We start from the raw sequence: 26,070 nt of genomic DNA on the forward strand, positions 1-26,070 counted from the left end.
CGCACACGCCCTGACTTACGGTCATCTGCTAAAAATACAACGGAGTTATATATGAGCAACAAAGGGCAACTTCTACAAGACCCGTTTCTGAACGCCTTGCGTAAGGAGCATGTTCCCGTCTCGATCTATCTGGTCAACGGTATCAAGCTGCAGGGAAACATCGAGTCGTTCGACCAGTATGTTGTCCTGCTGCGCAACACGGTCACCCAAATGGTTTACAAGCATGCCATTTCGACGGTCGTGCCTGCGCGTCCGGTGAATTTCCATCCGGAAGCCGAGCAGTCCTGATTCAGGCTCGCCCGACCGGGAGTCTCTCCGGCCGGGCGAATTTCTCTTCCCCATCGCCCGCTCTTGTCCAACAGTCCCAATACCCATCCCCAGCGTAGCTTGACCGTCAACGCCGCGCTCGTCGGCATCGATTTCGGCAAACTCGATTTCGAAGCCAGCCTCCAAGAACTCGACCTTCTGACGCAATCCGCGGGCGCCACGCCTGTCGTGACCATTACCGGCCGTCGCCGCAGCCCGGATGCGAAACTGTTCATCGGCAGCGGCAAAGCCGAAGAGTTGCGTGCTGCGATCCATGAGTACGACGTCGAGCTGGTCATTTTCAATCATGCCCTGACACCCGGTCAGCAGCGTAACCTCGAACACCTGCTGCAGCGTCGCGTGGTCGATCGCACCAGCCTGATCCTCGATATCTTTGCCCAACGCGCCAAGAGTCATGAGGGCAAGCTGCAGGTCGAACTTGCGCAGTTGCAGTACCTGTCCACGCGCCTCGTGCGCGCCTGGACTCACCTGGAACGTCAGAAGGGCGGTATCGGTCTGCGTGGTCCCGGTGAGACGCAGTTGGAAACCGACCGTCGCTTGCTCGGCGAGCGCGTGAAGTCGCTCACGTTCCGGCTCGAGAAGCTCCGGCGCCAGCACGACACGCAACGACGTGCGCGTCAGCGCAGCGGCACCATGTCGATCTCGCTCGTGGGCTACACGAACGCGGGCAAATCCACGCTGTTCAACGCGATGACGAAAGCCAATGCTTACGCCGCGAATCAGCTGTTTGCCACGCTCGATACTACGTCGCGTCGCCTATATCTTGGCGAAGTCGGGAACATCGTGCTGTCCGATACTGTCGGATTCATCCGCGAGTTGCCGCACCAGTTGGTGGCGGCATTCCGGGCGACGCTTGAGGAGACGGTGCACGCCGACATGCTGTTGCATGTGGTGGACGCCTCGAGTCAGGTGCGTCAGGAGCAGATGGCCGAGGTCAACGCCGTTTTGGCGGAGATCGATGCGGCGGACATCCCGCAGATTCTGGTCTGGAACAAGATCGACGCGGTGCCGGAACTGGCCGCACAAGGTCCGAGGATCGAGCGGGATGAAGCCGGGCGTATCACGCGCGTCTTTTTGAGCGCACGCACCGGCCAAGGCCTCGACTTGCTGCGTGAGGCCATCAGCGAGGCGGTTGTGGCCGGCACGGCTGGGTTACAATCGCAGCAAGAAGCGCCCGATGTCCGGCTCATCGACCGTTGGGACGATGCGCCGCGCGCAGAAGACAGATAACACGAGACGTCGCACTGTGACGGACGGGTTGCCACGGGGATGACCGGCAACACCGGCCAACGCGGGCGACGAACTGGCAAGAGACTAGACGGAGGCCGGGCAAGGCCGCCGATCGGCACACCAGATTCGGGAACCACGCGCGAACCGGCAGCATGCGCACTCCGAAGTGGGGCGCGCCGGTCGCAACGCCAAGACCGCTTCAGTCACCACGCTTCTACCTATGCTTCCAAGAGCTTTGATGCGACGAGTTGGCTTGATTTTCTCCCTGAACGACCCGCGCTGGGGGCGGGACGGCGGCGGCGATACGCCGTCCGGTAATCAGGAGCCGAACCGCCCCGATCGTGCGAACACGCCGAATTCGCAGGATCAGAAGGAGCCGCCTCGCGGACCACAAGGTCCGCAGCAGGATGACCCGCCCGATCTCGACGAGCTGTGGCGCGATTTCAATCGGCGTCTTAACAGTATCTTCGGCCGCAAGGGCGGCGGGAGCGGTAACGGCGGCTCGAATAATCTTTCCGGCGGCTCGCGTGGCTCTGGCATCGGCGTTGGCGTCGTCGTCGCGCTGGCGTTCCTGATCTGGCTGGCCACTGGCGTCTTCATCGTCCAGGAAGGGCAGGTCGGCGTCGTCACGCAATTCGGCAAGTACAAGTACACGACAACCTCGGGTATCCAGTGGCGTCTGCCGTACCCGTTCCAGTCGGTCGAGGTCGTCAATATGTCGCAGATTCGTTCGGTCGAAATCGGCCGTTCGAACACGATCCGCGATACCGACCTGAAGGACTCGTCGATGCTCACGGGCGATGAAAACATCATCGACGTGCGCTTTGCCGTGCAATACCGCATCAAGGATGCGACTGAGTTCCTCTTCAATAACGTGGACGCCGAATCGTCGGTGAACCTGGCCGCGCAAACGGCGGTGCGCGAGATTGTCGGCAAGAGCAACATGGACTTCGTGCTCTACGCCGGGCGTGAAGAGATCGCCAACGAACTCGTCACGTCGATCCAACGCATTCTCGACAGCTACAAGACCGGCATCCTGGTCACGAGCGTGACGATGCAGAGCGTGCAGCCGCCCGAACAGGTGCAGGCCGCCTTCGACGACGCCGTGAAGGCAGGGCAGGATCTGGAGCGCGCGAAGAACGAAGCGCAGGCCTATGCCAATGACGTGATTCCGCGCGCCAAGGGAACCGCGTCGCGCTTGACGGAAGAGGCGGCCGGGTACAAGGCGCGCGTCGTGTCGCAGGCACAGGGCGATGCCGATCGCTTCAAGTCGGTGCAGGAAGCCTATGCCAAGGCGCCGGCCGTCATTCGCGAGCGCATGTATCTCGACACGATGCAGCAAATCTACTCGCGTACCACGAAGGTCATGGTGGATTCGAAGAACAACAGCCTGTTGTATCTGCCGTTGGACAAGATCATGGAGCGTTCGCGTGGCGACGTGTCGGCCCCCGCACCGGCCTCTGGCGCGGGCACGGGCAAGGCTGGGGGTGCACCCGGCGCCGACGACAACAGCGATGTTGACCATGATCGATCGCGCGCGGCACTGCGCAACCGCGACCGCGATTCACGCTAAGGGGATAAGCGCATGAACCGTATTGGAACCGTTATTGTCGCGCTGATCGTGTTGTTGATCGTGCTTGCCTCGACCATGTTCGTGGTGGATCAGCGCCGTTATGCCGTGGTGTTTTCGCTGGGCGAGATCAAGGACGTCTACAGCGAGCCCGGCCTGAAATTCAAGTTGCCGCCGCCGCTCCAGACCGTGCTGTATCTGGACAAGCGCATCATGACCATCGACAACCCCGAGCCGGAGCGTTTCATCACGGCCGAGAAAAAGAACCTGATCGTCGATTCGTACGTGAAATGGCGCATTATCGATCCGCGCAAGTTCTACGTGAGCTTCAAGGGGGATAGCCGCCTCGCGCAGGATCGCCTGACGCAGCAGATTCGCTCGGCGTTGCAGGAAGCGTTCACCAAACGCACCGTGACAGAAGTTGTGTCGTCGCAGCGCGATCAGGTGATGCAGTGGGTCAAGCAGAAGGTCGGCGAAGACGCCGCGCAAGTCGGCATCGAGATCGTCGACGTGCGCATGCGCCGCGTCGACCTGGCCGCGGGCATCAGCGATTCGGTCTATAGCCGGATGGCGGCCGAGCGCAAGCGCGTGGCGAACGAGTTGCGTTCGACCGGTGCGGCCGAGGCCGAGCAGATTCGCGCCGATGCCGACCGCCAGCGCGACGTGGTGGTGGCCGAAGCCTATGCCAAGGCACAGCAGGTCAAGGGGGAGGGCGATGCCACGGCTGCCGGTATCTACGCGCAGGCGTTTGGCCGTGATCCGCAGTTTGCCCAGTTCTATCAGAGCCTTGAAGCGTACAAGGCGACCTTCCGCGACAAGCGCGACGTGATCATCGCCGATCCGAACAGCGATTTCTTCCGATTCATGCGCAGTGCCGGCGGTGCTGGCGCGCCGGCCGGAAAAGCGGGAAAATAGCGCTCTTGACATCCGAGTAGCAGCCACCGCCCGCGTCAATCGCGGGCGGTGGCATTTTGGCCGAGTCCCCTGTGAGCACCAGCACAATCCTTCTCGCTTTGGCCCTCATGCTGATCGTCGAGGGAATGTTTCCGTTTGTCGCGCCAGACCGGTGGCGGCAAAGTTTTCGTAAAATAACGGAAATGCCGTCCGGCCAGATTCGTTTCTTCGGTTTGGCCGCCGTCTCGCTGGGGCTGATTCTGATGCTGCTGGCCGACCACTAAAAGGCGCTTTCACGCGCCGCCTGAATACCGAAATACCCATGCCGAACTGGCTACTCCCTGAAAATATCGCCGACGTGCTGCCGTCCGAGGCGCGCAAGATTGAAGATCTGCGCCGGCTCATGCTCGATCGTTTCCGTACCTACGGCTACGAACTCGTGATGCCGCCGATGCTCGAGTACGTCGAGTCGCTGCTGACCGGCACCGGTCACGACCTCGATCTGCGTACGTTCAAGCTCGTCGACCAGCTCTCTGGACGTACCATGGGTCTGCGCGCAGACATCACGCCGCAGATCGCCCGTATCGACGCCCATTTGCTCAATCGAAAGGGGGTGACGCGTCTGTGCTACGCGGGGAGTGTGCTGTTCACGCGTCCGCGTAACCTGCTGGCGACGCGCGAGCCGTTCCAGATCGGTGCCGAAATCTTTGGGCACAGCGGGCTGGAAGCCGATCTCGAGATCCAGGAGCTGCTGCTGTATTGCCTGCAACTGGCCGGTTTGAAGAAGATTCGTATCGATTTGTGCCACGCGGGCGTGCTAGAAGCGCTGATCGACGGCGTGCCGGCCGCCGAGGCAGTCGAGAGCGAGCTGTTCGGGGCGCTGGCCACCAAGGACGTGCCGCAGCTCGACGCGTTGACGCGCGACCTTCCGGCGAACCTGCGCGACGCGCTGCTCGCGCTGACCACCCTGTATGGCGAGCCAGCCGAGACACTGGCGCGTGCCCGAAAGGCATTGCCGGACCTGCCCGGCGTCAAGGCGGCACTCGACGATCTGGCCTATCTGGCCGCGGCGCAGGGCAAGGACGGCCAAGCTGTCCTGTCGATTGACCTGGCCGATTTGCGCGGCTATCAGTACCACAGCGGCGTGATGTTCGCGGCCTATGTCGATGGCATCCCGAATGCAATTGCACGCGGTGGGCGTTACGACAAGGTAGGGCAGGCGTTCGGTCGAGACCGTCCGGCAACGGGCTTTTCGTTGGATTTGCGTGAGTTGGCGGCAATTTCGCCGATCGAAGCGCGGAGTAACGCAATTTTGGCGCCAGCCGACGACGTGCCGGGGTTGCGCGCCAAGATCGACAGCCTGCGCAACGCCGGCGAAGTCGTCATCCGTATGCTGCCGGGCCACGACCAGGACTTCGAGGAGTTCACGGGCGACCGCGTTCTCGTCGAAAAAGATGGCCAGTGGGTTGTGACACCCCGGTGACCATCGCTGAAAAAAGCGGCACTAGCCTACGCCAACACGGGTAGAATACGTTTTTAACCAAACCAACTATTGTTATGTCCGGCAATGCTTTGAATCAGGGACGCAACGTCGTCGTTATCGGAACTCAATGGGGCGACGAAGGTAAGGGTAAGGTCGTCGACTGGCTGACCGATCACGCGCAAGGCGTGGTCCGTTTTCAAGGAGGCCACAATGCCGGACATACGCTCATCATCGGTGGCAAGAAGACGATTCTGCGCCTGATCCCCTCGGGCATCATGCACAAGGACGTCACCTGCTACATCGGCAACGGCGTGGTGCTCTCGCCCGAAGCGCTGTTCAAGGAAATCGAAGAACTGGAAAGTGCCGGCCTGAATGTGTGCGGCCGTCTGCGCATCTCCGAAGCCTGTACCCTGATTCTGCCGTACCACGTTGCCATCGATCAGGCGCGCGAAGCCCGTCGCGGCGCCAGCAAGATCGGCACGACCGGTCGCGGTATCGGCCCGGCATATGAAGACAAGGTTGGCCGCCGCGCGCTGCGCGTGCAGGATCTCTTCGATCCGGAGATGTTCGCCGAACGTCTGCGTGAAAATCTCGATTATCACAACTTCGTCCTGACCCAATATCTGGGCGCGAAGGCCGTCGACTTCCAGGAAACGCTGGACACGATGCTGAGCTACGCCGCCCGTCTGCAGCCGATGATTGCCGACGTCTCGCAAATGCTCTACGCGGCCAACCGCGAAGGTCAGAAGCTGCTGTTCGAAGGCGCGCAAGGCACGCTGCTTGACATCGATCACGGCACGTATCCGTTCGTGACCAGCAGCAATTGCGTCGCAGGCGCTGCGTCGGCAGGTGCCGGCGTCGGTCCGCAGCAACTGCACTACGTGCTGGGCATCACCAAGGCGTATTGCACGCGCGTCGGCGCGGGCCCGTTCCCGAGCGAACTTTACGATGCGGACAACCCCGCCCGTCAGGAAGCCATTGGCCTGCAACTGGCCACGGTCGGCAAGGAGTTTGGCTCGGTGACGGGGCGTCCGCGCCGTACGGGCTGGATGGATGCCGCCGCACTCAAGCGTTCGATTCAGATCAACGGCGTGACGGGCCTGTGCATGACGAAGCTGGACGTGCTCGACGGCCTTGAAACCGTGCGTCTGTGTGTCGGTTACAAGATCGGCGACAAGACGCTCGACATCCTGCCCCGTGGCGCGGTGGACGTGGCGCGCTGCGAGCCGGTGTACGAAGACTTCCCCGGCTGGACGCAGAGCACCGTGGGTGTGACGTCGTGGGACCAATTGCCGGTTCAGGCCCAGAACTACCTGAAGCGCATTGAAGAGGTGAGCGGTATTCCGATCGATATGGTGTCGACCGGCCCGGATCGCGACGAAACGATCCTGTTGCGTCATCCCTTCAAGCACTGAAATACGCAAGCGTTGGCAAAGCACACCATGAATCTGCCCCAGAACGACGATAAGAACCTTTGGGTCTCGTGGGACGAGTATCACCGGCTCATCGAGCGCCTGGCGCTCAAGGTCTACGAGTCCAACTGGAAATTCGACAAGATCCTGTGTCTGGCCCGTGGTGGTTTGCGTGTGGGCGATCAACTCGCACGCATCTATGACGTGCCGCTCGCGATTCTGGCGACCAGTTCGTATCGCGAAGCCGAAGGCACCGTTCGCGGCGACCTCGATATCGCGCAATTCATCACCATCACACGCGGCGAACTGGAAGGGCGAGTGCTGCTGGTCGACGATCTGGTCGATTCGGGCGTGACACTCGAGCGCGTTGGAAAGCACCTCAAAGAGCGTTTCCCGAAGGTGACCGACGTGCGCTCGGCAGTGCTGTGGCACAAGGCGTGTTCGAAGGTGGCGCCCGATTACGCAGTCGATTTCCTACCGACAAATCCGTGGATTCACCAGCCGTTCGAAGAGTACGACACGCTGCGTCCCCACAACTTGTCTGCGTGGATCAAGCGCGGAACCTGAGCGGTTCCGCACCGGCTGGATGTGTCGCGAGGCGGCGTCCGGCAGGGGAAAGCTCCGACAATCAGGCGGTGGCATCGCAAGATGCGCCGCCTGTTTTGTTTTGGCGTGCGTCTTTGATGCGTAGGCGCCTGATGGTGGCGTGACGGCACGACGGCACCACCCCGCGGTGGTCCAACGCCTGGGGTGACGGATGGCGTGGATCCTGCGTCACGATGAACAACGGGCGCACAGAGGCGCCCGTTGTTCATCGCTGACGTCGGTCAGGACGTCAGCTTGCCGACATCCCACTGTGACGCAGTAACGCATCGACTTCCGGTGCACGACCGCGGAACGCAATGAACGACGCCATCGCTTCGCGACTGCCGCCCACCGCGAGAATTTCGTCGCGATAGCGGGCGCCCGTGGCCGTGTCCAGGATCGAGCCGCTGACTTGCGCCGCTTCCTCGAATGCCGCGTACGCGTCCGCGGACAGCACTTCGGCCCACTTGTAGCTGTAATAGCCAGCGGCGTAGCCGCCCGCGAAGATATGGCTGAATGTGTTCGGCCAACGCGAGAAGTCTGGCTGAGGTGTGACGTGCAATCGATTGTTGATGCGTTGGGAAAGCGCCAGTACCGACTCCTTGCCGTGCGGGTCGAAATCGTAATGCAGATGCATGTCGAAGTCGGAGAAGACCAACTGGCGCAGCATCATCAGACCGCTCTGGAAATTGCGGGCGGCCAACATCTTTTCGAACAGGGCGCGCGGCAGCGGGGCACCGGTCTCCACGTGTGCCGTCATGTGCTCGAGTACGTCCCATTCCCAGCAGAAGTTCTCCATGAACTGGGACGGCAACTCGACGGCATCCCACTCGACGCCATTGATGCCCGCGACGCCGGCATCTTCCACTTGCGTGAGCATGTGATGCAGGCCATGGCCGAATTCATGGAACAGCGTGATGACGTCGTCATGCGGCAGCAGCGCGGGCTTGTCGCCGACGGGGGCGGGGAAGTTGCACACAAGGTATGCCACCGGCGTTTGCAGCGTGCCGTTGTGCAGGCGCTTGCGCGTGCGGGCACTGTCCATCCAGGCGCCGCCGCGCTTGCCTTCGCGCGCAAACAAATCCATATAGAACTGCGCCACCAGTTCGCCATCGCGCTCGATGCGGAAAAAGCGCACGTCCGGATGCCAGGTTTCGGCATCTTGCGGGCGAATCGTCACGCCGAACAACGTGCCGGCCACGCGGAACAGGCCGTCAAGCACCTTGGGCAACGGGAAATATTGGCGGACTTCCGATTCCGAGAAATCGTAGCGTTGCTGGCGCAGCTTCTCCGATGCGTAAGCCGTGTCCCACGGTTGCAGCGTGTCGATACCAAGCGAGGCGGCGGCGAACGCTTGCAGTTCGGCCCAGTCTTGCTCGGCGTACGGTCGCGCACGATGCGCGAGGTCTTCGAGAAACGCGAGGACTTGCGCCGGCGATTCCGCCATCTTGGGTTCGAGCGACACCTCGGCGTAGTTCTTGAAGCCGAGCATCTGTGCTTCCTCGCGACGCAGCGCGAGTTGCTCGACAACGATCTCGGTGTTGTCCCAGTCAGGCTCGCCGTCGCCAAATTGTGGGCCGAGTTCCGACGCACGGGTGACGTTGGCGCGATACAACTGTTCGCGAAGCGCGCGGTTGTCGGCGTACTGCAGCACCGGGAAGTAGGACGGAAAGTGCAGCGTGAATTTCCAGCCGTCGAGGCCGTCGCGCTCGGCAGCGGCGCGGGCCGCGGCCTTGTCGTCGTCGGGCAGGCCGGCGAGTGTCGGCTCGTCGGTCACGACAACCGAGAACTTGTTGGTGGCGTCGAGCACATGATCCGAGAAGCGTTTGGCGAGGCTGGCCTGGGCTTCCTGGATCTCGGCGAATCGCGGTTTCTGGTCTTCGGGGAGTTCGGCGCCGCCCAGACGGAAGCCGCGCATCTCGTTATCGAGGATCTTCTTGCGCGCCGGCGAAAGATCGGCGAATTCTTGACCGGCCGCAATCGCCTTGTACTTTTCGAACAGCGCCAGGTTCTGACCGACGCTCGCGGAGAATTCGGTCACGCGCGGTAGGTTGTCGCCGTAGGCCGCACGAAGCGCGGGGGTGTCGGCGACGGCGTTCAGGTGTCCAACAATTTCCCAAGCGCGGCCCAAGCCTTCGGTGCCATCTTCCACGGCGTCGAGAATGTTGGCCCAGGTCGGCGGCGTGGTGGGATCCGCGGCCAGGTCCACAGCCGCACGCGCCTGCGCCAGGAGCACGTCGACGGCGGGCGTCACATGTTCGGGGCGGATCTCGGCAAAACGGGGGAGTCCCTCGATATCGAGCAGAGGGTTGGTTTGCGGCGTATTCATGCGTTCGTTGTCCACGGGGAGGGGCTTACGAAGAGTGTGGGGGCATCCGGTCCAATTTTCCAGTCGTTTTTTTCAACCGGCACGATTGGAACGGCGGGCGGTGCAATCGTCGCAACGCGCTTTCCGGCGTGTATTCAACAGGTTGCGCCAGTGGCTGCGGCACAGGTCCACATGTGGCGAGGGCGCGCGCGACCTGCCGGTCGGGCGCGCCCTGCGTGAAGCGCGGCGCTGTGGTGCGCTTGGGGCGGTCTGGCGATCAGGCGCCCAGGGTGCGTTCTGCAGCCTCGAGCGTATTGACGAGCAGCATGGTGATGGTCATCGGGCCTACGCCGCCCGGCACTGGCGTGATGTAGCCGGCCACGTCCTTGACGCCGTTGAAGTCGACGTCGCCGCACAGCTTGCCGTTGTCGTCACGGTTCATGCCGACGTCGATCACCGCCGCACCCGGTTTGACCATGTCCGCCGTGACGATATTGCGCTTGCCCACGGCAGCGACGATCACGTCGGCGTTGCGGGTGTGCGCGGCCAGATCGCGCGTCTTGCTGTTGCAGATGGTGACAGTAGCGCCGGCCTGGAGCAGCATCATGGCCATCGGCTTGCCGACAATGTTCGACGCACCGATTACCACAGCCACCGCCCCGCGCAGCGGAAAATCCACGGATTCGAGCATCTTCATGCAGCCATACGGCGTGCACGGACGGAACAGCGGTGCCCCCGTCATCAGGGCGCCGGCATTCGACACGTGAAAGCCGTCAACGTCTTTTTCCGGTGCAATGGCTTCGAGCACCTTGTGGCTGTCGATGTGCTTCGGCAGGGGAAGTTGGACGAGGATGCCGTTGATCTTTGGATCGCGGTTGAGTTCATCGATGCGCGCGAGCAGGGCGCTTTCCGTCAGATCGGCCGGATAGCGATCGAGCGACGAGTACAGGCCGTTGTCTTCGCATGCCTTGACCTTGTTGCGCACGTAGACCTGGCTGGCCGGATCCTCGCCAACCAGCACCACGGCGAGGCCGGGCTGGTGGCCGCGGGTGGTCAGGGCGGCAGCACGGGTGGCAACTTCGGCGCGAATACGTTTGGCGAGGGCGTTGCCGTCGATGAGGGTGGCGGTCATGATGCGTGGATATCGTAGGGAGGAAGGGGGCTGGCCCGAAGGGCCGGATACGGCAGCGACAGTCAGGCGGGTGACTGTCGCAAAGACCGTATTATAACGGCGCGCCGCACCGTGCGGGAGGTTGGGGTGGCGGGCGGCGCGGGGGCGGCCTGTGAGCCGACGGCGGGCGTGGCGGGGCGAAAAGACAGACTCCCTTGGCACGGTGCGGCCGTTGCGCCAACGTGCTACGGCGCGCCCCGCCTCAAGTGCCTCAAGTGCCTCAAGTGCCTCAAGTGACTCAAGCGCCTTTGAGGCAGCCGCTGAGCAGGGGGGCTGATGCCGCCCATAGCGTGTCGTTGGCGGGCAACGACACACCGTCGCAACGGGGCGCGACGCTACCGAACGCTACCGGTCGTTGCGCCGGCGCTCCGGGGCTCCGGTACCCCGGAATCTCCGCCCGTCGCCTGACGCGATGTCAGGCGTACGGCGCTCGGCGACTCGGTCAGGGGCGAGGCGATGCGCCGGAGCGTTTCGAGAGCGCCAGGCGGAGCAGGTCGGCAACCGTATTGACGTTGAGCTTCTCCATGATGTTGGCGCGGTGTGCTTCGACGGTCTTGATGCTGATGCCCAGATCGTCGGCAATCTGTTTGTTCAGGCGACCGGCAATAATGCGCTCGAGCACCTGATGTTCGCGACTCGTGAGCTTGGACAGCAGGTCCTCGGCGGCTTGCAGCTCGCGTTGGCTGCTGGCGTCTTGCCGCGCTTTCGCGAGCATTCGCTCGACTTGGGAGCGCAGTTCCGCTTCATCGAAAGGCTTTTCGATGAAGTCCATTGCACCTTTTTTCATCGTGTCGACCGCCATCGGCACGTCGCCATGGCCCGTCACGAAGATGATGGGGATGTTGAACCGGTTCTCGACCAGTTTCTCCTGAAGCTCCAGGCCGCTCATGCCGGGCATGCGGACATCCAGAATCAGGCAGCCAAGCTGATGTCCGTTGTAGTGCGAAAGGAATTCCTCGGCGCTGGCAAAGCCGCGCACGTGGTAGCCATTGGCCTCGAGTAGCCAGCGAAGCGAGTCGCGGACCGCTTCGTCGTCATCGACAACAAAGACGGTTTCTTGTTCGATAGTGGTATTGGGTGTCGTCATAGTCCTCCCCCGGATCCGGATGTCGTATCGCCTTCCAACGGTAACAGAATACAAAAAGTACAACCATTGCGCACGCCGTCGACGTCATTGTTTTCTACCCACAGACGGCCGTGATGCGATTCGATGATCGAACGGCAGATATTCAGGCCCATGCCCATGCCATCCGATTTTGTACTAAAGAAAGGTTCAAACAATCGTTCGATCGTGGCTTCGTCCACCCCAGGCCCGTGGTCCGAGACCTGGAATTCGATCGATTTGTCGCGCCGTTCCACGTGCAGACGGACACTCAGGTCGCGTCGCTGGCCGGGCGGCGGCGTGTAGCCATGCATGGCCTCGGCGGCATTCTTGAGCAGGTTCACGAGCACCTGTTCGATCAGCACCGGGTCGACGTTGATCTGCGGTAGCCCCGCGGGCAGATCGGTCAGGATGCGAATACGGCGCTTGCGTGCTTCAATCTCGGCAAGACCCACAGCATCCGCCACGATTTCATAAATCGATGACGGTTGACGTTTCGGTTCGCTGCGCTTTACGAACGCACGAATCCGTTTGATGATCATGCCCGCTCGCACCGCCTGCTGCGACGTTTTTTCCAGCGCCGGCAGCAAGGTTTCCGGCGACGTGCGTCCGGCGCGCACCAGCGCCGCGGTGCCCATGCAGTAGTTGTTGATGGCGGCGAGCGGCTGGTTCAGTTCGTGGGCCAGCGACGAGGCCATTTCGCCCATCGTCGTCAGGCGCCCCGTGAACTGCAGGCGTTCTTCTTCCTGGCGGGCCAGCTCTTCGGCATGGCGGCGGGCCGTAATATCGGTCGCCACCTGCAGCTGTGCCAGGTGGCCGTCCACCCATTGAATGTATTGGCGCCGGACTTCGAACCATTTCTGGTGCGTCGGTAGATAGATTTCCTGCGTCTCGGCGGCCGTATCGGTGAGTGATGCGGCCGGCAAGCCGGCGAACGCGTCGACCATATCGATTTGATCGAGCGACGTCGGGGAGAGGTCGCCGCCGCCAGACAACTCCAGGTGGCCTTCCGGGCGCGTGCCGAACAACTGGCGGTAGTAACGGTTCGCGAACAGCAGCTCCGCCTTGTCGACGGCGAGCACCGACACCGACGCGTCAAGGCTCTCGAGCACGGTCGTGAAACGCTCATGCGCAGCGGCGAGTTCTTCGCGCGCCCGCTTGGGTTCGCTGATGTCGGTCAGCGACGACATCCAGCCGGTCTGGCGGCCATGCGCGTCCACGAGCGGCGAGACGAACATGCGCGCGTAGAAGATCGTGCCGTCCTTGCGCTGCACGCGGATTTCAAAACCGTGCGAGGGCGCCTTGCCGCGCAGCGTCATGTCGATGCGACGCTGCATTTCGTGGATGTCGTCCTTGGGCCAGTACGGGTAGGGCGGCGCCCGATACATGAGGTCCGGCTCGTCCCAGCCTGTCATGCGGCAGAAGGCAGGGTTCACGTAAGTGATGTGGCCCTGCAGGTCGAGCACGCGCATGCCGATGACGATGGAGTTCTCCATCGCTCGCCGGAATGAGGTCTCGTTGAACAGCGCCTGCTGTGCCTCGAAGCGCTGCCGCGTATGCCGCCAAAGACTCCAGAGACTCCAGAGCACAAAGCACGACAATCCGGCAATCAGCCACACCAGCGTGTTGTTGACGAAATTGCCGACGGCGGGATACGAGTAGATTCGCACCGCCAGACTGTGCCCGGGGGGATCGAGAAGCAATTCGTAAGACACGTCGCGTGGGAGCGGCGGGCGTGTCGATGTAGTGGCCAACTCATTGTTGTGAGTGTCGATGAACGACACCTTGAACTTGTCGCCAAGCTCTTGCGGCAACTCGTGGATCAGCAAGCCCTCCACCGAATACACCGCGCTGATCGTGCCGAGGAACTCGCGCTCGCGCAGCACGGGTACCTGGACAACGATGTAGCTGGCGCCCGAGGCGTCGTAGATCAGGGTGGAATAGGCCGATCGGCGCGAATCGCGGGCGGCGCGAAACGCGACCAGCAATTCGTCCTCCATCGGATGCTGCGCCGAGCCCTGCAACCGGGACGCGAACGGCGAGTCGGTCGGGGCCGCCCACTTGGGTCGCTGCGATGCGTCCAGCCAATTCATGAAGACGATGTCCGCATGATTCTGCATCAGCTCGTTCGCGGCATTCTGGAAATGCGCGACGTCCTGCGGCTTGGCGGCGGTGTCGCGCGCGAGCGAGCTGATCTGGTCCTGGATGGCCAGCATATTGAGGCGAATCTGCTGCTGCGCCCAAGCCACGTTCCGATACAGCGTGTCCTGCTGTTGCTCCGTCTCACGGCGATTCAGGCTCCACAGGATCAGACTCATCACCACGAGAAAGATCACAATGGAGACGAGCGGCACCAGCAAGTAGTAATGCGACTCCGCGAACCCCTGCAACCAGCGGTTGGAGCGGGCAGACGTAGCGGCGGACCGGGACGGTGGAGCGGAATTGGCAAGGCGTGGCGAAAGCATGGCGAGATTGTAGCGCAGGCCGGCCGGTTTCCCGCTGCCATCAATGGCTTGCGCCTGCTTTTCGGAAGCGTCCGAGCTTTTGGGTAAGACGGCCGCGCAATTTGCATTTGAGACCGAGCGGTACGCCGACAATTCGTGGTCTGATGGCACCAGCAACCTATTGATTTTATGTGCACCGCAACAGAATTCCGCATCATGAAATTTACTATCGTAATCTGAAATTTCGCTTGCGGAGGCGGGAATAACCTTCGTACAATGCCCCGGTAAAAAAGCCGGTGGGCCCGTCCATGAAGCGGGATTCGACCGTCATGCCAACCCGCTAACGACAGACAAGGAGACACCATGTCCGCCGTACCTGAAGAAGCCCTGAAGATCGTGTCCCCTGCGGACGCCGATCCCCAAGAAACGCAAGAATGGCTGGCATCGCTCGAAGGCGTGCTGGCGGCCGAGGGCCCGGAGCGTGCCCACTACCTGCTCGAGAAGCTGATCGAGTTCGCCCGTATCAACGGCGAGCATCATCCGTTCTCGGCCAATACCCCCTACATCAACACCATCCCGCTCGACCAGCAGGCGCGTATCCCTGGCGATCAGGATGTCGAGCACAAGATCCGCTCGTACACCCGCTGGAATGCGATCGCGATGGTGTTGCGTGCCGGCAAGGACACGAACGTTGGCGGTCACATCGCGTCGTTCGCCTCGGCGGCAACGCTCTATGACGTCGGCTTCAACCACTTCTGGCATGCCCCGTCCGACAAGCATGGTGGCGACCTGGTCTTCGTGCAGGGCCACTCGTCGCCGGGCGTGTACAGCCGCGCCTTCCTGTTGGGCCGTCTGGAGATGCCCCAGCTCGAGAACTTCCGCCAGGAAGTGGACGGCGGCGGTCTGTCGTCGTATCCGCACCCGTGGCTGATGCCTGACTTCTGGCAGTTCCCGACGGTGTCGATGGGTTTGGGCCCGATCATGGCGATCTACCAGGCTCGCTTCATGAAGTACATCGAGTCGCGCAACATCGTGAAGACCGAAGGCCGCAAGGTCTGGGCCTTCCTCGGCGACGGCGAGACGGACGAGCCGGAATCGCTGGGCGCCATCGGCATGGCCGGTCGCGAGCAGCTCGACAACCTCGTGTTCGTGATCAACTGCAACCTGCAGCGCCTGGATGGCCCGGTGCGCGGTAACGGCAAGATCATCCAGGAACTCGAATCGGAATTCCGCGGCGCCGGTTGGAACGTCATCAAGGTGATCTGGGGCAGCCGCTGGGATGCGCTGCTGGCCCGCGACAAGAAGGGCCTGCTGATGAAGCGCATGATGGAGTGCGTGGACGGCGAGTATCAGACGTACAAGTCGAAGGACGGCGCCTACGTGCGCGAGAACTTCTTCAATACGCCGGAACTCAAGGCGATGGTCGCCGATTGGTCCGACGAGGACATCTGGTCGCTGAACCGCGGCGGCCACGATCCGCACAAGATTTTCGCCGCGTACCAGGCCGCCACCCAGCACAAGGGGCAACCGACGGTCATCCTGGCCAAGACCATCAAGGGCTATGGCATGGGCGAGGCCGGTCAGGCCATGAACATCACCCACCAGCAGAAGAAGATGCCGGTGGAGTCGCTCAAGAAGTTCCGCGACCAGTTCAAGCTGCCGATCTCGGACGACGACATCGCCGACGTGCCGTACCTGAAGTTCGAGGAAGGCTCGAAGGAGTTGGAATACATGCGCGCGCGCCGCATGGAGCTGGGCGGTTACCTGCCGCAGCGCCGCACCAAGGCCGCCTCGCTGCCGGTGCCCGCGCTGTCCGCCTTCGATGCGTTGCTCAAGGCGACGGCCGAAGGCCGTGAGATTTCGACGACGATGGCGTTCGTGCGTATTCTCAACGTGCTGCTCAAGGACAAGGTGCTGGGCCAGCGCATCGTGCCGATCGTGCCGGACGAGTCGCGCACTTTCGGGATGGAAGGCCTGTTCCGCCAGATCGGTATCTGGAGTCAGGTCGGCCAGCGCTACATCCCGCAGGATCAGGATCAGCTGATGTTCTACAAGGAATCGGAGAACGGTCAGATTCTGCAGGAGGGCATCAACGAAGCCGGTGGCATGTGCGACTGGATCGCGGCCGCAACGTCGTACTCGACGCACAACGAGACGATGATCCCGTTCTACATCTTCTACTCGATGTTCGGCTTCCAGCGCATCGGCGATCTGGCCTGGGCGGCCGGTGACATGCGCGCTCGCGGCTTCCTCGTGGGCGGCACGGCCGGTCGTACGACGCTGAACGGCGAAGGCCTCCAGCACGAAGACGGTCACTCGCTGCTGTGGGCGTCGTCGATTCCGAACTGCCTGCCGTACGATCCGACGTTCGCATTCGAGCTCGCCGTGATTGTCCAGGACGGCCTGCGTCGCATGGTGCAGGATCAGGAAGACGTGTATTACTACCTGACCGTGATGAACGAAAACTACGCGCATCCGGCCATGCCGGAAGGCGTGGAGCAAGACATCCTGAAGGGGATGTACGCGTTCCGTCGCGGTGCGAACGACAGCAAGGCACCGCGCGTGCAACTGCTGGGGTCGGGCACGATCTTCAACGAAGTGATCGCCGCCGCCGAAATGCTCAAGAACGATTGGGGCGTCGAATCGGATTTGTGGAGCTGCCCGAGCTTCACGGAACTGGCCCGCGAAGGCAACGACGTGGCGCGCTACAATCTTCTGCACCCGACCGAGACGGCACGTTTGTCGCATGTCGAGACGTGCCTGAACGACACCCGTGGTCCGGTCATCGCATCGACCGACTACATCCGTACGTACGCCGATCAGATTCGTCCGTTCGTTCGGGGGCGTTACGTCGTGCTCGGCACCGACGGCTACGGTCGTTCGGATACGCGTGAGAAGCTGCGTCACTTCTTCGAGGTGGATCGTCACTGGGTTACGGTCGCTGCCCTCAAGGCATTGGCCGACGAAGGCACGCTGCCGGCGAGCAAGGTCGCCGAAGCGATTGCCAAGTACAACCTGGATCCGAACAAACCCAACCCGATGACCGTCTAAAGGCCGCTTCGCGCGGCGTGTGCGACCCGCCCAGCCGCCCCCCAGCGGCGGCGGGTGCGCGCCGCGCGTCAAGCGCAGCCTCGAGGAGACTGTGGAAAATGAGTCAAGTGATCGAAGTGAAAGTCCCGGATATCGGTGACTTCAAGGACTTGCCCGTCATCGACGTGCTGGTCAAGGCGGGCGACAAGATCGATGCCGAGCAGGCCCTGATCACGCTGGAATCGGACAAGGCCACGATGGATGTGCCGAGCCCGGCCGCTGGCATCATCAAGGCGCTGAGCCTGAAAGTCGGCGATGAAGTATCCGAGGGTTCCCTCATCCTGACGCTCGAGACGGTGAACGGCTCGGGTGCTCAAGTGAACTCGGCGGCAGCCCCTGCGCCGGCCCCTGCGGCAGCCCCGCAAGCGGCGGCGCCAGCCGCAGCCCCTGCTGCTGCGGCCCCGGCGCCCGCGCCGGCTGCCAGCGGTGACACCCGCCAGATCGATGTCAAGGTGCCGGACATTGGCGGTTACGACGACGTGCCGGTGATCGATGTGCTGGTCAATGTCGGCGATACCGTGACGGCCGAGCAATCGCTCGTCACGCTGGAGTCCGACAAGGCGTCGATGGATGTGCCGAGCCCGGCCGCCGGCGTGGTCAAGGCATTGAAGGTCAAGGTGGGCGACAAGGTGTCGGAAGGCACGTTGATCGTCGTGCTCGAAGGCGCTGCCGCCGCCGCTCCGGCCAAGGCCGCCGCAGCGAGTGCCCCGGCCCCGGTGGCTACGAGTGCCGCCCCGGCAGCGCCGACGCCTGTCGCCGCTCCGGCGCCGGCCGCTGCCCCGGCACCGGCACCAGTTGCTGCGACCGGCAACCAGCCGATCAGCCATGCCAGCCCGTCGGTGCGCAAGTTCGCGCGCGAGTTGGGGGTGGATGTCGCGCAAGTGAAGGGCACCGGTCCGAAGGGGCGCGTGGTCATCGACGACGTGCGCAACTTCGTCAAGAGCGCGCTCGCGGGCAATCGCCCGGCCGCGGCGGGCGCCGCGCCTGCCGGTGGCGGTGAGCTGAACCTGTTGCCGTGGCCGAAGATCGACTTCTCGAAGTTCGGTCCGATCGAGCCGAAGGCGCTCTCGCGCATCAAGAAGATTTCGGGCGCGAACCTGCACCGCAACTGGGTCATGATCCCGCACGTCACGAACAATGACGAAGCGGATATCGGCGAACTCGAAGCGTTCCGGGTGCAGTTGAACAAGGAAAACGAGAAGGCCGGCGTCAAGGTCACGATGCTCGCTTTCGTCATCAAGGCCTGTGTGATGGCCCTGAAGAAGTTCCCGACGTTCAACGCGAGTCTCGACGGCGACAACCTCGTCTTCAAGCAATACTTCCACATCGGTTTTGCGGCTGACACGCCGAACGGTCTGGTCGTGCCTGTGGTTCGCGACGCGGACAAGAAGGGGGTGTTCGAGATCGCCCGCGAGACCTCGGAACTGGCGAAGCTCGCCCGCGACGGCAAGCTCAAGCCGGACCAGATGCAAGGGGGGTGTTTCTCGATCTCGTCGCTCGGCGGTATCGGTGGCACGACCTTCACGCCGATCATCAACGCACCGGAAGTGGCCATTCTGGGGCTGTCGCGTTCGTATCAGAAGCCGGTGTGGGACGAGCGCAAGCAACAGTTCCTGCCGCAACTGACGCTGCCGCTGTCGCTGTCCTACGATCACCGCGTGATCGACGGCGCCGAGGCCGCACGCTTCAACGCCTACCTGGGTCAACTGTTGCAGGACTTCCGTCGCGCAATGCTGTAATGGCAGGCGTCGCCGGCCGCGCGCAAGCGCAAGCCGGCGGCGTGCGCGAACGCTTCAGCATCTGGACGGGGAGGGCATCATGACCACCGTAGTAGTCGTCAAGAAGGCAGGTGAGATTGCCATTGCCGCCGATTCGCTTGTGACGTTCGGCGATACCCGGCTCTCGCAATCGTACGAGGAGAATCGCAAGGTTTTTCTCGTGGGCGATTCCTATGTCGGCCTGGCAGGCACGACCGCGCACTTTCCGGTCATGCGCGCCATTCTCTCCGGTATGGCGGACGAATGCCGTCTGCACTCGCGCGACGAGGTGTTCCGCACGTTCTGCCGCGTCCATCAGAAGCTCAAGGAAGAATATTTCCTCAACACGAAGGAAGAGGAAGACGATCCGTACGAGTCGTCGCAGATCACTTGTGTGGTCGCGAATCCGACAGGCATCTACGGAATTTATTCCTACCGGGAAGTGTTTGTTTTCGATCGGTTCTGGGGGATCGGCTCGGGGCGCAATTTCGCGCTCGGCGCCATGTTCGCCCTCTACGACCAGGATCTGAGCGCCAGCGCCATCGCCGAAGCGGGCGTAAAGGCGGGGGCGGAGTTCGACAAGAGTTCCGCCGCCCCGTTTCAGGTGCACACGTTCCCGATCGATACCACCATCAAGTCATAAATGCGACAGGGAGACCCCGCATGAGTCTCATCGAAGTCAAAGTACCGGACATCGGCGCAGAGGGCGTGGATGTCATCGAAGTGATGATCAAGCCCGGCGACAAGATCGCCAAGGATGCGTCACTCATTACGCTGGAATCCGACAAGGCTTCCATGGAAGTGCCGTCGGAAGTGTCGGGCACCGTCAAGGAAGTGAAGATCAAGGTGGGCGACAAAGCCAGCCAAGGTACGCTGATCGCGCTCGTCGAAGTGGAAGGTGCCGGCGCCGCCAAGGCCGAAGCCCCGGCGGCAGCCGCCGCCCCGGCCGCGCCGGTGGCTCCCGTCGCCCCCGCAGCGCAGCCGAGTGCCCCGGCCCCGGTCGCGGCCAAGCACAGCGGCGGGGCGGACACCGAATGCGACGTGCTCGTGCTGGGCGCCGGTCCGGGCGGATACTCGGCCGCGTTCCGCAGCGCCGACCTGGGTCGCAAGACCGTGCTCGTCGAGCGCTACGCCACCCTTGGCGGCGTATGTCTGAACGTGGGTTGCATCCCGTCGAAGGCGCTGCTCCACACGGCAGCCGTCCTTGAAGAGGCTCAGACACTCGGCCATCACGGCATTTCGTTCGCGAAGCCCGAGATCGATCTCGACAAGCTGCGCGCCTACAAGGAAAGCGTGGTCGGCAAGCTCACGGGCGGTCTGGCCGGCATGGCCAAGATGCGCAAGGTGGAAGTCGTGCGCGGTGTCGGCACGTTCCTCGACCCGAATCACGTCGAAGTCGTGGCCGAAGACGGCAGCAAGCGCACGGTGAAGTTTGCTCAGGCCATCATCGCGGCGGGTTCCCAGGCGGTAAAGCTGCCGTTCCTGCCGGAAGATCCGCGCATCGTCGATTCGACCGGCGCGCTCGAACTGCGTCAACTGCCGAAGAAGATGCTTGTGATCGGCGGCGGCATCATCGGTCTGGAAATGGCGACCGTGTATAGCGCGCTGGGCTCCGAGATCGATGTCGTGGAAATGCTGGACGGTCTGATGCAGGGCGCCGACCGCGATCTGGTCAAGGTCTGGGAGAAAATGAACACGAAGCGCTTCGGTCGCGTCATGCTCAAGACCAAGACCGTAGGTGCCGAGGCCAAGGCCGATGGCATCTACGTGAAGTTCGAGGGTGAGGCCGCCCCGGCGGAACCCCAGCGTTACGACCTCGTGCTGGTCGCCGTGGGGCGCAGCCCGAACGGCAAGAAGATCGGTGCCGAGAACGCGGGCGTGGCCGTGGGCGATCGCGGCTTCATCGACGTCGACAAGCAGATGCGCACCAACGTGCCGAACATCTTCGCGATCGGCGATATCGTCGGTCAGCCGATGCTGGCCCACAAGGCCGTGCACGAAGCCCACGTCGCGGCGGAAGCGGCGGCCGGCGAGAAGGCTTACTTCGACGCCATCCAGATTCCGTCGGTGGCCTACACCGATCCGGAAGTGGCTTGGGCCGGCAAGACGGAAGACCAGCTGAAGGCCGAAGGCGTGAAGTATGGCAAGGCCGTGTTCCCGTGGGCGGCGTCGGGCCGCGCGATCGCGAACGGCCGTGACGAAGGCTTCACCAAGGTGCTGTTCGACGAAGCGACCCATCGTATCGTTGGCGGCGCCATCGTCGGCACGCACGCGGGCGATCTGATCGGCGAACTTTGCCTGGCCGTGGAAATGGGCGCGGACGCCGTCGATATCGGCAAGACGATTCACCCGCACCCGACGCTGGCCGAATCGGTCGGCATGGCAGCGGAGATTTACGAAGGGGTTTGCACCGACGTTCCGCCGCCTCGCAAGAAGTAATCGCGTCCGTGTCGGCGTGCGCGTCGGAGGATGCCGGGCGCGCACGCCGAACGCACATGACGTGACGGATGTCCGCGGTGTCTCATATGGGGCGACGGCGGATGCCAAAACAAAAACCGCCATTTCGTTCCGAGATGGCGGTTTTTTTCTTGCGGCAGCGTCGTCGGCCGCCCCAAAAACGAAAAACCCGGCACGAGGCCGGGTTCGAACGGTAGCGTCGCGAGACGCTATCGATTACTTCTTGGCGCTGGTGGCAGCACGCGATGCTTGAGCGGCAGCCTTCGTCGCGACGTTGGTCGCGGCAGCGAAGTTCGTCTCGGCGATTTCAACGGCCTGCTTGGTGGCCTTTTGCACGCTGTCGAACGCGCTGTTGGCAGCCGACAGGGCCGACTTGGCCAGGGCAACGGCCGACTCCGAACCGGCCGGGGCGTTCTTGGCCAGACTGTCGAACAGCGCTTGGACGTTCTGCGAGCTTTCGGCCAGTTGGGCTTCGGCCACCTTGGTCACTTCGGCTTGCGTCGACGAAGCGATTTCATACAGATGACGGCCATACGCGATCGCCTTTTCAGCGGCGGGCTGGACGAGGTTCGCTTGCAGCGCGAGCAGCTCTTGCGCGTCTTTCACGGCGAAGGCCTTTTGCGCGGTCGAGGCGGACTCGGCCAGCGATGCCTTGACGGCTTGCAGGTTCAGCTCAACCAGCTTTTCCATGCCTTCGAACGCCTTGTTGGTCAGGCCAAACAGGGTTTCGAGGTTGGCTTTGTGGGCGGCAGCGAATTGCTCGGGGGTCAGAAACGACATGGCGTTCTCCTATGATGGTGTCACATACAACGTATCGACCCACTCCGTGTTCGCTGATGAGTTCTCACCTGAGTTCGGTGAAAACACGGTTCGGGCCTCTCAATGGGGGTGCGATTTCTTTTGTGCATCGCACAATTGCAAGTGTAGAGATATTTTTGTCGCTGTCAAGTCTTTTTTGTGCGTTGCAACAATTCAACAAAAGCTTACAAAATCAAACGGTTGGGATCCTGTGACGAACGTGTGACACCGCGTTGCGGCGAATCGTTCGGGCTGCCCGGAAAGGCTTTGTGGGTGCGGCTCTGCACCGTTTTGGCGCTCGGCGCACCAGGCGCGCCGATGTTACTATCGGCAGGTTCCGGTGCTGGGGGACATCTTCGCGGTCAGTGGCACGCCACCTTTGCGGGTGTATTGCGCGCGGCCCGTCCCCCTGTGCCGATGCCGTTCAACGCCCTTTTGCGTGCCGCCACTGCCGGCCACTCGTGTCGATGCAAGCGTTTTACAGCGACCATTTCGTCTTGCCGTTGCCGCCCGGGCACCGGTTCCCCATGGAAAAGTACGGGCGTCTGCGTGAGCGCGTGGCCGGCGAACTGCCTCACGTCGCGCTTGTCGAGGCAATGCCCGCGGACGACGTGATGCTCGGTCGCGTCCATTCGCTCGAATACGTGGCGCGCGTGAGCGCGGGGCAGCTGGATCCGAAAGCGCAGCGCATGATCGGATTTCCGTGGTCGCCGCAGATGGTCGAGCGCTCGCGACGTTCGGCGGGGGCGACAGTGGCCGCCTGCCGGGCGGCCCTCACCGATGGCGTGGCGGCGAATCTCGCGGGCGGCACGCACCATGCCTATGCCGACCGCGGCGAAGGATTCTGTGTGTTCAACGATGCGGCGGTCGCGGCCCGCACGATGCAGGCGGAACTTGGCCCGGGCACGCGGGTAGCGATCATCGATCTCGACGTGCATCAGGGCAACGGCACGGCGGCCATTTTCGAGCATGACCCGAGCGTCTTCACGCTGTCGCTGCATGGCGAGCACAATTACCCGTTTCACAAGGCGCGCGGCGACCTTGACGTGGCGTTGCCCGACGGCTGCGGCGACGACGACTACCTGATCGCGTTGGGCCACGCGCTGACCGATCTCTTCGCGCAATTCATCCCCACGCTGGTGATCTACCTCGCCGGCGCCGATCCGCTGGCGAATGATCGGCTTGGCCGGCTGGCATTGACCCACGACGGTTTGCTCGCCCGCGACCGCCGAGTGCTGACGGCCTGCGCCGAGCGCGGACTGCCGGTGGCCATTGCGATGGCGGGCGGCTACGGTCGCGACATCGGGCAGACGGTCGCCGCGCATTTTGCGACGATCCGCCTCGCCAGTCGGTTCCAGCGGGCGGCCCATCGTGCGTACGCCGTGCCGGCGAGCGCCGCCCTCGTATGAGCGAGCATCGCACCGTGTCCCATCCTCCCGCGAATGCGGCCAATGGCCACGCGACGGCCGGTGCCGGGCGCGCAGCCATCTGGCGTGCCGCCATGCCTTGGTGGTTTGTGCTGATCTGGAGCACGGGCTTCATCGTCGCCAAATACGGCATGCCGAATGCCGAGCCGCTGACGTTTCTCGCGCTGCGCTTCGGCGGCACACTCCTGGTCATGCTGCCCATCGCCTTGCTCACGGGCACGCCGTGGCCGCGGCGGCGCGCAATGGTTGGACAGGTTGCCCCGGGCGGACGAACTGAGCTCACTGCGCGAACTGCGCTGACTGAGCGGGCGGGATCGGCTGATGCCGTCGGGCCCATCGACTGGACGCTCATCGCGCATCTTGCCGTGTCCGGCACGCTGATCCAGGCCGTGTATCTCGGCGGCGTCTGGGCAGCGATCAAGCATGGCGCGCCTGCCGGGCTGGCGGCACTGGTCGTCGGCATCCAGCCGTTGTTGACAGCGCTTTTTGCGCGCGTGGTCGGTGAGCCGGTGTCACGTCGTCAATGGCTGGGGCTGCTGTGCGGATTCGCCGGCGTTGGGCTGGTGGTGGCCAACAAGGTCGGCGTGCGCGGTATCGGCGTGGGCCCGGTCGCCTTGTGCGTGTTGAGCCTGCTCGCGATCACGGCGGGCACGCTCTACCAAAAGCGGTTTTGCGCGCATTTCGATTTGCGGGTCGGTACGCTCGTGCAGTTCGGGGCCGCCTTTGCGGTGACGTTGCCCGCCGCGTGGGTGCTCGAGACGATGCAGGTGCGCTGGAACGCCCAGATGATCGGTGCGCTCGTCTGGTCGGTGCTGGCGCTGTCGATCGGCGCCATTTCCTTGCTGTTCCTGTTGATCCGGCAGGGGGCGGCGACCAAGGTGTCCAGCCTCATGTATCTGACGCCGCCGACGACGGCGGTCATGGCCTGGCTGTTGTTCGGCGAGACGCTTTCCCCGCTGAGTGCCGCCGGGATGGTCGTGGCGGCCCTGGGCGTCGCGCTTGTCATCGAGCGGCGGACTATGCCGGCCGCGTCGTCGCCATGAGCCGGGCGGCACATTTCTCTCATCGTTTGCCGTGAGCCAGACTAATGAAACACCTGCACCAACATCCGCATAAGGACGCCGCGCGGCCCTCTCGGCAGAACGTCGTCGGGGCCGCCGAGACAGCCGAGATCGCTGAGGCCACCGAGGTCGCCGACCTGCCCGCGCAGCCCGGGGCCGAGGAAGGGGCGCGGCGCCCGACGCTCGGCGATGACGCCGAGCAGCGCGTGGCCTATGTCGACGAGGCCATTCGCAGCCGACGATCGATTCGGGCATACCTGCCTACGCCGGTGCCGCAGGCGACGGTGGCGGACATTCTCAGCGTGGCATCGCGTGCGCCCTCGGGCAGCAACATTCAGCCTTGGCAGACCTACGTGTTGACGGGCGAGGCACTTAAGTCGCTGACGTCGCGCCTGCTGGAGGCGTTCAACGATCCGGCGCAGCGCTTGATGCACCAGGAGGAATACGCATACTACCCGCGCGAGTGGACGGAGCCCTACCAGGCGCGGCGCCGCAAGGTCGGGTGGGATTTGTATGGACTGCTGGGCATCGGGCGCGCCGACAAAGACCGCATGCAGGGGCAGCACGCGCGTAACTTCTGCTTCTTCGATGCGCCGGTCGGCTTGATCTTTACGATCGACCGGCATCTGGAGCAGGGGAGTTGGCTGGACTACGGCATGTTTCTGCAGAGCGTGATGGTCGCGGCGCGTGCGCGTGGGCTCGACACCTGTCCCCAGGCCGCGTTTGCGACGTTCCACCAGGTGATCGCGGAGGCACTTCGCCTGCCGGAGACCCGAATGGTGGTGTGCGGCATGGCACTGGGCTATGCGGATCCGAAGGCCATCGAAAACCAGCTTGTCACCGAACGCGCACCGCTGGACGAGTGGGCGCATTTCTTAAGCTGATTCGGCACTGGAAGTTGGCGTTATTGGGCGATTTGTGGCGAATGTGCATTTGTGCGCGTTGCGATGCACA

20 protein-coding genes are annotated in these 26,070 nt (G+C 63.0%); 15 read left to right on the plus strand and 5 right to left on the minus strand.

Features of this window, described 5'->3' with window-relative positions:
* The first annotated feature begins 51 nt into the window (after nucleotides 1–51).
* The 8 genes from hfq (at nucleotide 52) to PEP31012_RS21315 (ending at nucleotide 7,483) form a co-directional block, all read left to right on the plus strand.
* Complete coding sequence (gene hfq / locus PEP31012_RS21280) at nucleotides 52–288, plus strand: RNA chaperone Hfq (protein WP_010807283.1); 237 nt, start codon at nucleotides 52–54, stop codon at nucleotides 286–288.
* Between the two features lie 99 nt (nucleotides 289–387).
* A complete protein-coding gene (gene hflX, locus PEP31012_RS21285; protein WP_150591263.1) occupies nucleotides 388–1,557 on the plus strand; it encodes a GTPase HflX in 1,170 nt (389 codons plus the stop codon).
* 220 nt (nucleotides 1,558–1,777) lie between these two features.
* Nucleotides 1,778–3,130: an FtsH protease activity modulator HflK gene (hflK, locus tag PEP31012_RS21290; protein ID WP_150591264.1), complete on the plus strand. Its 1,353-nt coding sequence runs from the start codon at nucleotides 1,778–1,780 to the stop codon at nucleotides 3,128–3,130.
* A 12-nt stretch (nucleotides 3,131–3,142) separates the two neighbouring features.
* The gene (gene hflC, locus PEP31012_RS21295) at nucleotides 3,143–4,042 is read left to right on the plus strand and encodes a protease modulator HflC (RefSeq protein ID WP_150591265.1); all 900 of its coding nucleotides are present in this window, start codon (nucleotides 3,143–3,145) and stop codon (nucleotides 4,040–4,042) included.
* 71 nt (nucleotides 4,043–4,113) lie between these two features.
* On the plus strand, nucleotides 4,114–4,305 hold the full coding sequence (locus PEP31012_RS21300; RefSeq protein ID WP_017231568.1) for a DUF2065 domain-containing protein: 192 nt from the start codon (nucleotides 4,114–4,116) through the stop codon (nucleotides 4,303–4,305).
* A gap of 38 nt (nucleotides 4,306–4,343) precedes the next feature.
* Nucleotides 4,344–5,504 carry an ATP phosphoribosyltransferase regulatory subunit gene (locus tag PEP31012_RS21305; RefSeq protein WP_150591266.1) on the plus strand — a complete coding sequence of 387 codons (1,161 nt, stop codon included), beginning with the start codon at nucleotides 4,344–4,346 and terminating at the stop codon, nucleotides 5,502–5,504.
* A 74-nt stretch (nucleotides 5,505–5,578) separates the two neighbouring features.
* Nucleotides 5,579–6,919 carry an adenylosuccinate synthase gene (locus PEP31012_RS21310; RefSeq protein ID WP_150591267.1) on the plus strand — a complete coding sequence of 447 codons (1,341 nt, stop codon included), beginning with the start codon at nucleotides 5,579–5,581 and terminating at the stop codon, nucleotides 6,917–6,919.
* Between the two features lie 27 nt (nucleotides 6,920–6,946).
* Nucleotides 6,947–7,483 carry a phosphoribosyltransferase gene (locus PEP31012_RS21315; RefSeq protein ID WP_150591268.1) on the plus strand — a complete coding sequence of 179 codons (537 nt, stop codon included), beginning with the start codon at nucleotides 6,947–6,949 and terminating at the stop codon, nucleotides 7,481–7,483.
* Nucleotides 7,484–7,751: 268 nt separating this feature from the next.
* Here the strand turns inward: PEP31012_RS21315 and PEP31012_RS21320 are convergent, their stop codons facing one another.
* The 4 genes from PEP31012_RS21320 to PEP31012_RS21335 all read right to left on the minus strand — a co-directional run bounded on the left by PEP31012_RS21320 (nucleotide 7,752) and on the right by PEP31012_RS21335 (nucleotide 14,547).
* Entirely contained in the window at nucleotides 7,752–9,830 is a 2,079-nt protein-coding gene (locus PEP31012_RS21320; RefSeq protein WP_150591269.1) for a M3 family metallopeptidase, read from the minus strand.
* Between the two features lie 256 nt (nucleotides 9,831–10,086).
* Nucleotides 10,087–10,941, minus strand: coding sequence for a bifunctional methylenetetrahydrofolate dehydrogenase/methenyltetrahydrofolate cyclohydrolase FolD (gene folD, locus PEP31012_RS21325; RefSeq protein ID WP_150591270.1), 855 nt, complete (start codon nucleotides 10,939–10,941; stop codon nucleotides 10,087–10,089).
* 481 nt (nucleotides 10,942–11,422) lie between these two features.
* Entirely contained in the window at nucleotides 11,423–12,067 is a 645-nt protein-coding gene (locus tag PEP31012_RS21330) for a response regulator transcription factor (protein ID WP_150591314.1), read from the minus strand.
* The gene (locus tag PEP31012_RS21335; protein ID WP_246171417.1) at nucleotides 12,064–14,547 is read right to left on the minus strand and encodes a PAS domain-containing sensor histidine kinase; all 2,484 of its coding nucleotides are present in this window, start codon (nucleotides 14,545–14,547) and stop codon (nucleotides 12,064–12,066) included. Before PEP31012_RS21335 ends, PEP31012_RS21330 begins: the two co-directional genes overlap by 4 nt.
* A gap of 342 nt (nucleotides 14,548–14,889) precedes the next feature.
* Between PEP31012_RS21335 and aceE the strand changes: the two genes are divergently transcribed.
* From aceE to lpdA, 4 genes are all read left to right on the plus strand, one after another.
* Complete coding sequence (aceE, locus tag PEP31012_RS21340; protein ID WP_150591271.1) at nucleotides 14,890–17,577, plus strand: pyruvate dehydrogenase (acetyl-transferring), homodimeric type; 2,688 nt, start codon at nucleotides 14,890–14,892, stop codon at nucleotides 17,575–17,577.
* 98 nt (nucleotides 17,578–17,675) lie between these two features.
* Nucleotides 17,676–19,355, plus strand: coding sequence for a dihydrolipoyllysine-residue acetyltransferase (gene aceF / locus PEP31012_RS21345; RefSeq protein WP_150591272.1), 1,680 nt, complete (start codon nucleotides 17,676–17,678; stop codon nucleotides 19,353–19,355).
* Nucleotides 19,356–19,434: 79 nt separating this feature from the next.
* Nucleotides 19,435–20,016: an Ntn hydrolase family protein gene (locus PEP31012_RS21350; protein ID WP_150591273.1), complete on the plus strand. Its 582-nt coding sequence runs from the start codon at nucleotides 19,435–19,437 to the stop codon at nucleotides 20,014–20,016.
* Nucleotides 20,017–20,036: 20 nt separating this feature from the next.
* Nucleotides 20,037–21,812 (plus strand): dihydrolipoyl dehydrogenase, encoded by a 1,776-nt coding sequence (gene lpdA, locus PEP31012_RS21355; protein ID WP_150591274.1) that lies wholly within the window; start codon nucleotides 20,037–20,039, stop codon nucleotides 21,810–21,812.
* A 234-nt stretch (nucleotides 21,813–22,046) separates the two neighbouring features.
* On the opposite strand, the gene PEP31012_RS21360 is transcribed toward lpdA, so the two are convergent.
* Nucleotides 22,047–22,610, minus strand: coding sequence for a phasin family protein (locus tag PEP31012_RS21360; RefSeq protein WP_150591275.1), 564 nt, complete (start codon nucleotides 22,608–22,610; stop codon nucleotides 22,047–22,049).
* 485 nt (nucleotides 22,611–23,095) lie between these two features.
* Between PEP31012_RS21360 and PEP31012_RS21365 the strand changes: the two genes are divergently transcribed.
* The 3 genes from PEP31012_RS21365 to PEP31012_RS21375 all read left to right on the plus strand — a co-directional run bounded on the left by PEP31012_RS21365 (nucleotide 23,096) and on the right by PEP31012_RS21375 (nucleotide 26,000).
* Nucleotides 23,096–24,037 carry a histone deacetylase family protein gene (locus tag PEP31012_RS21365; RefSeq protein WP_150591276.1) on the plus strand — a complete coding sequence of 314 codons (942 nt, stop codon included), beginning with the start codon at nucleotides 23,096–23,098 and terminating at the stop codon, nucleotides 24,035–24,037.
* Nucleotides 24,038–24,129: 92 nt separating this feature from the next.
* Nucleotides 24,130–25,098 (plus strand): DMT family transporter, encoded by a 969-nt coding sequence (locus PEP31012_RS21370; RefSeq protein WP_150591316.1) that lies wholly within the window; start codon nucleotides 24,130–24,132, stop codon nucleotides 25,096–25,098.
* A 44-nt stretch (nucleotides 25,099–25,142) separates the two neighbouring features.
* Entirely contained in the window at nucleotides 25,143–26,000 is an 858-nt protein-coding gene (locus PEP31012_RS21375) for a nitroreductase (protein ID WP_246171418.1), read from the plus strand.
* Nucleotides 26,001–26,070 lie beyond the last annotated feature (70 nt).

Source organism: Pandoraea eparura, assembly GCF_902459725.1.
Taxonomy (GTDB): Bacteria; Pseudomonadota; Gammaproteobacteria; order Burkholderiales; family Burkholderiaceae; genus Pandoraea; species Pandoraea eparura.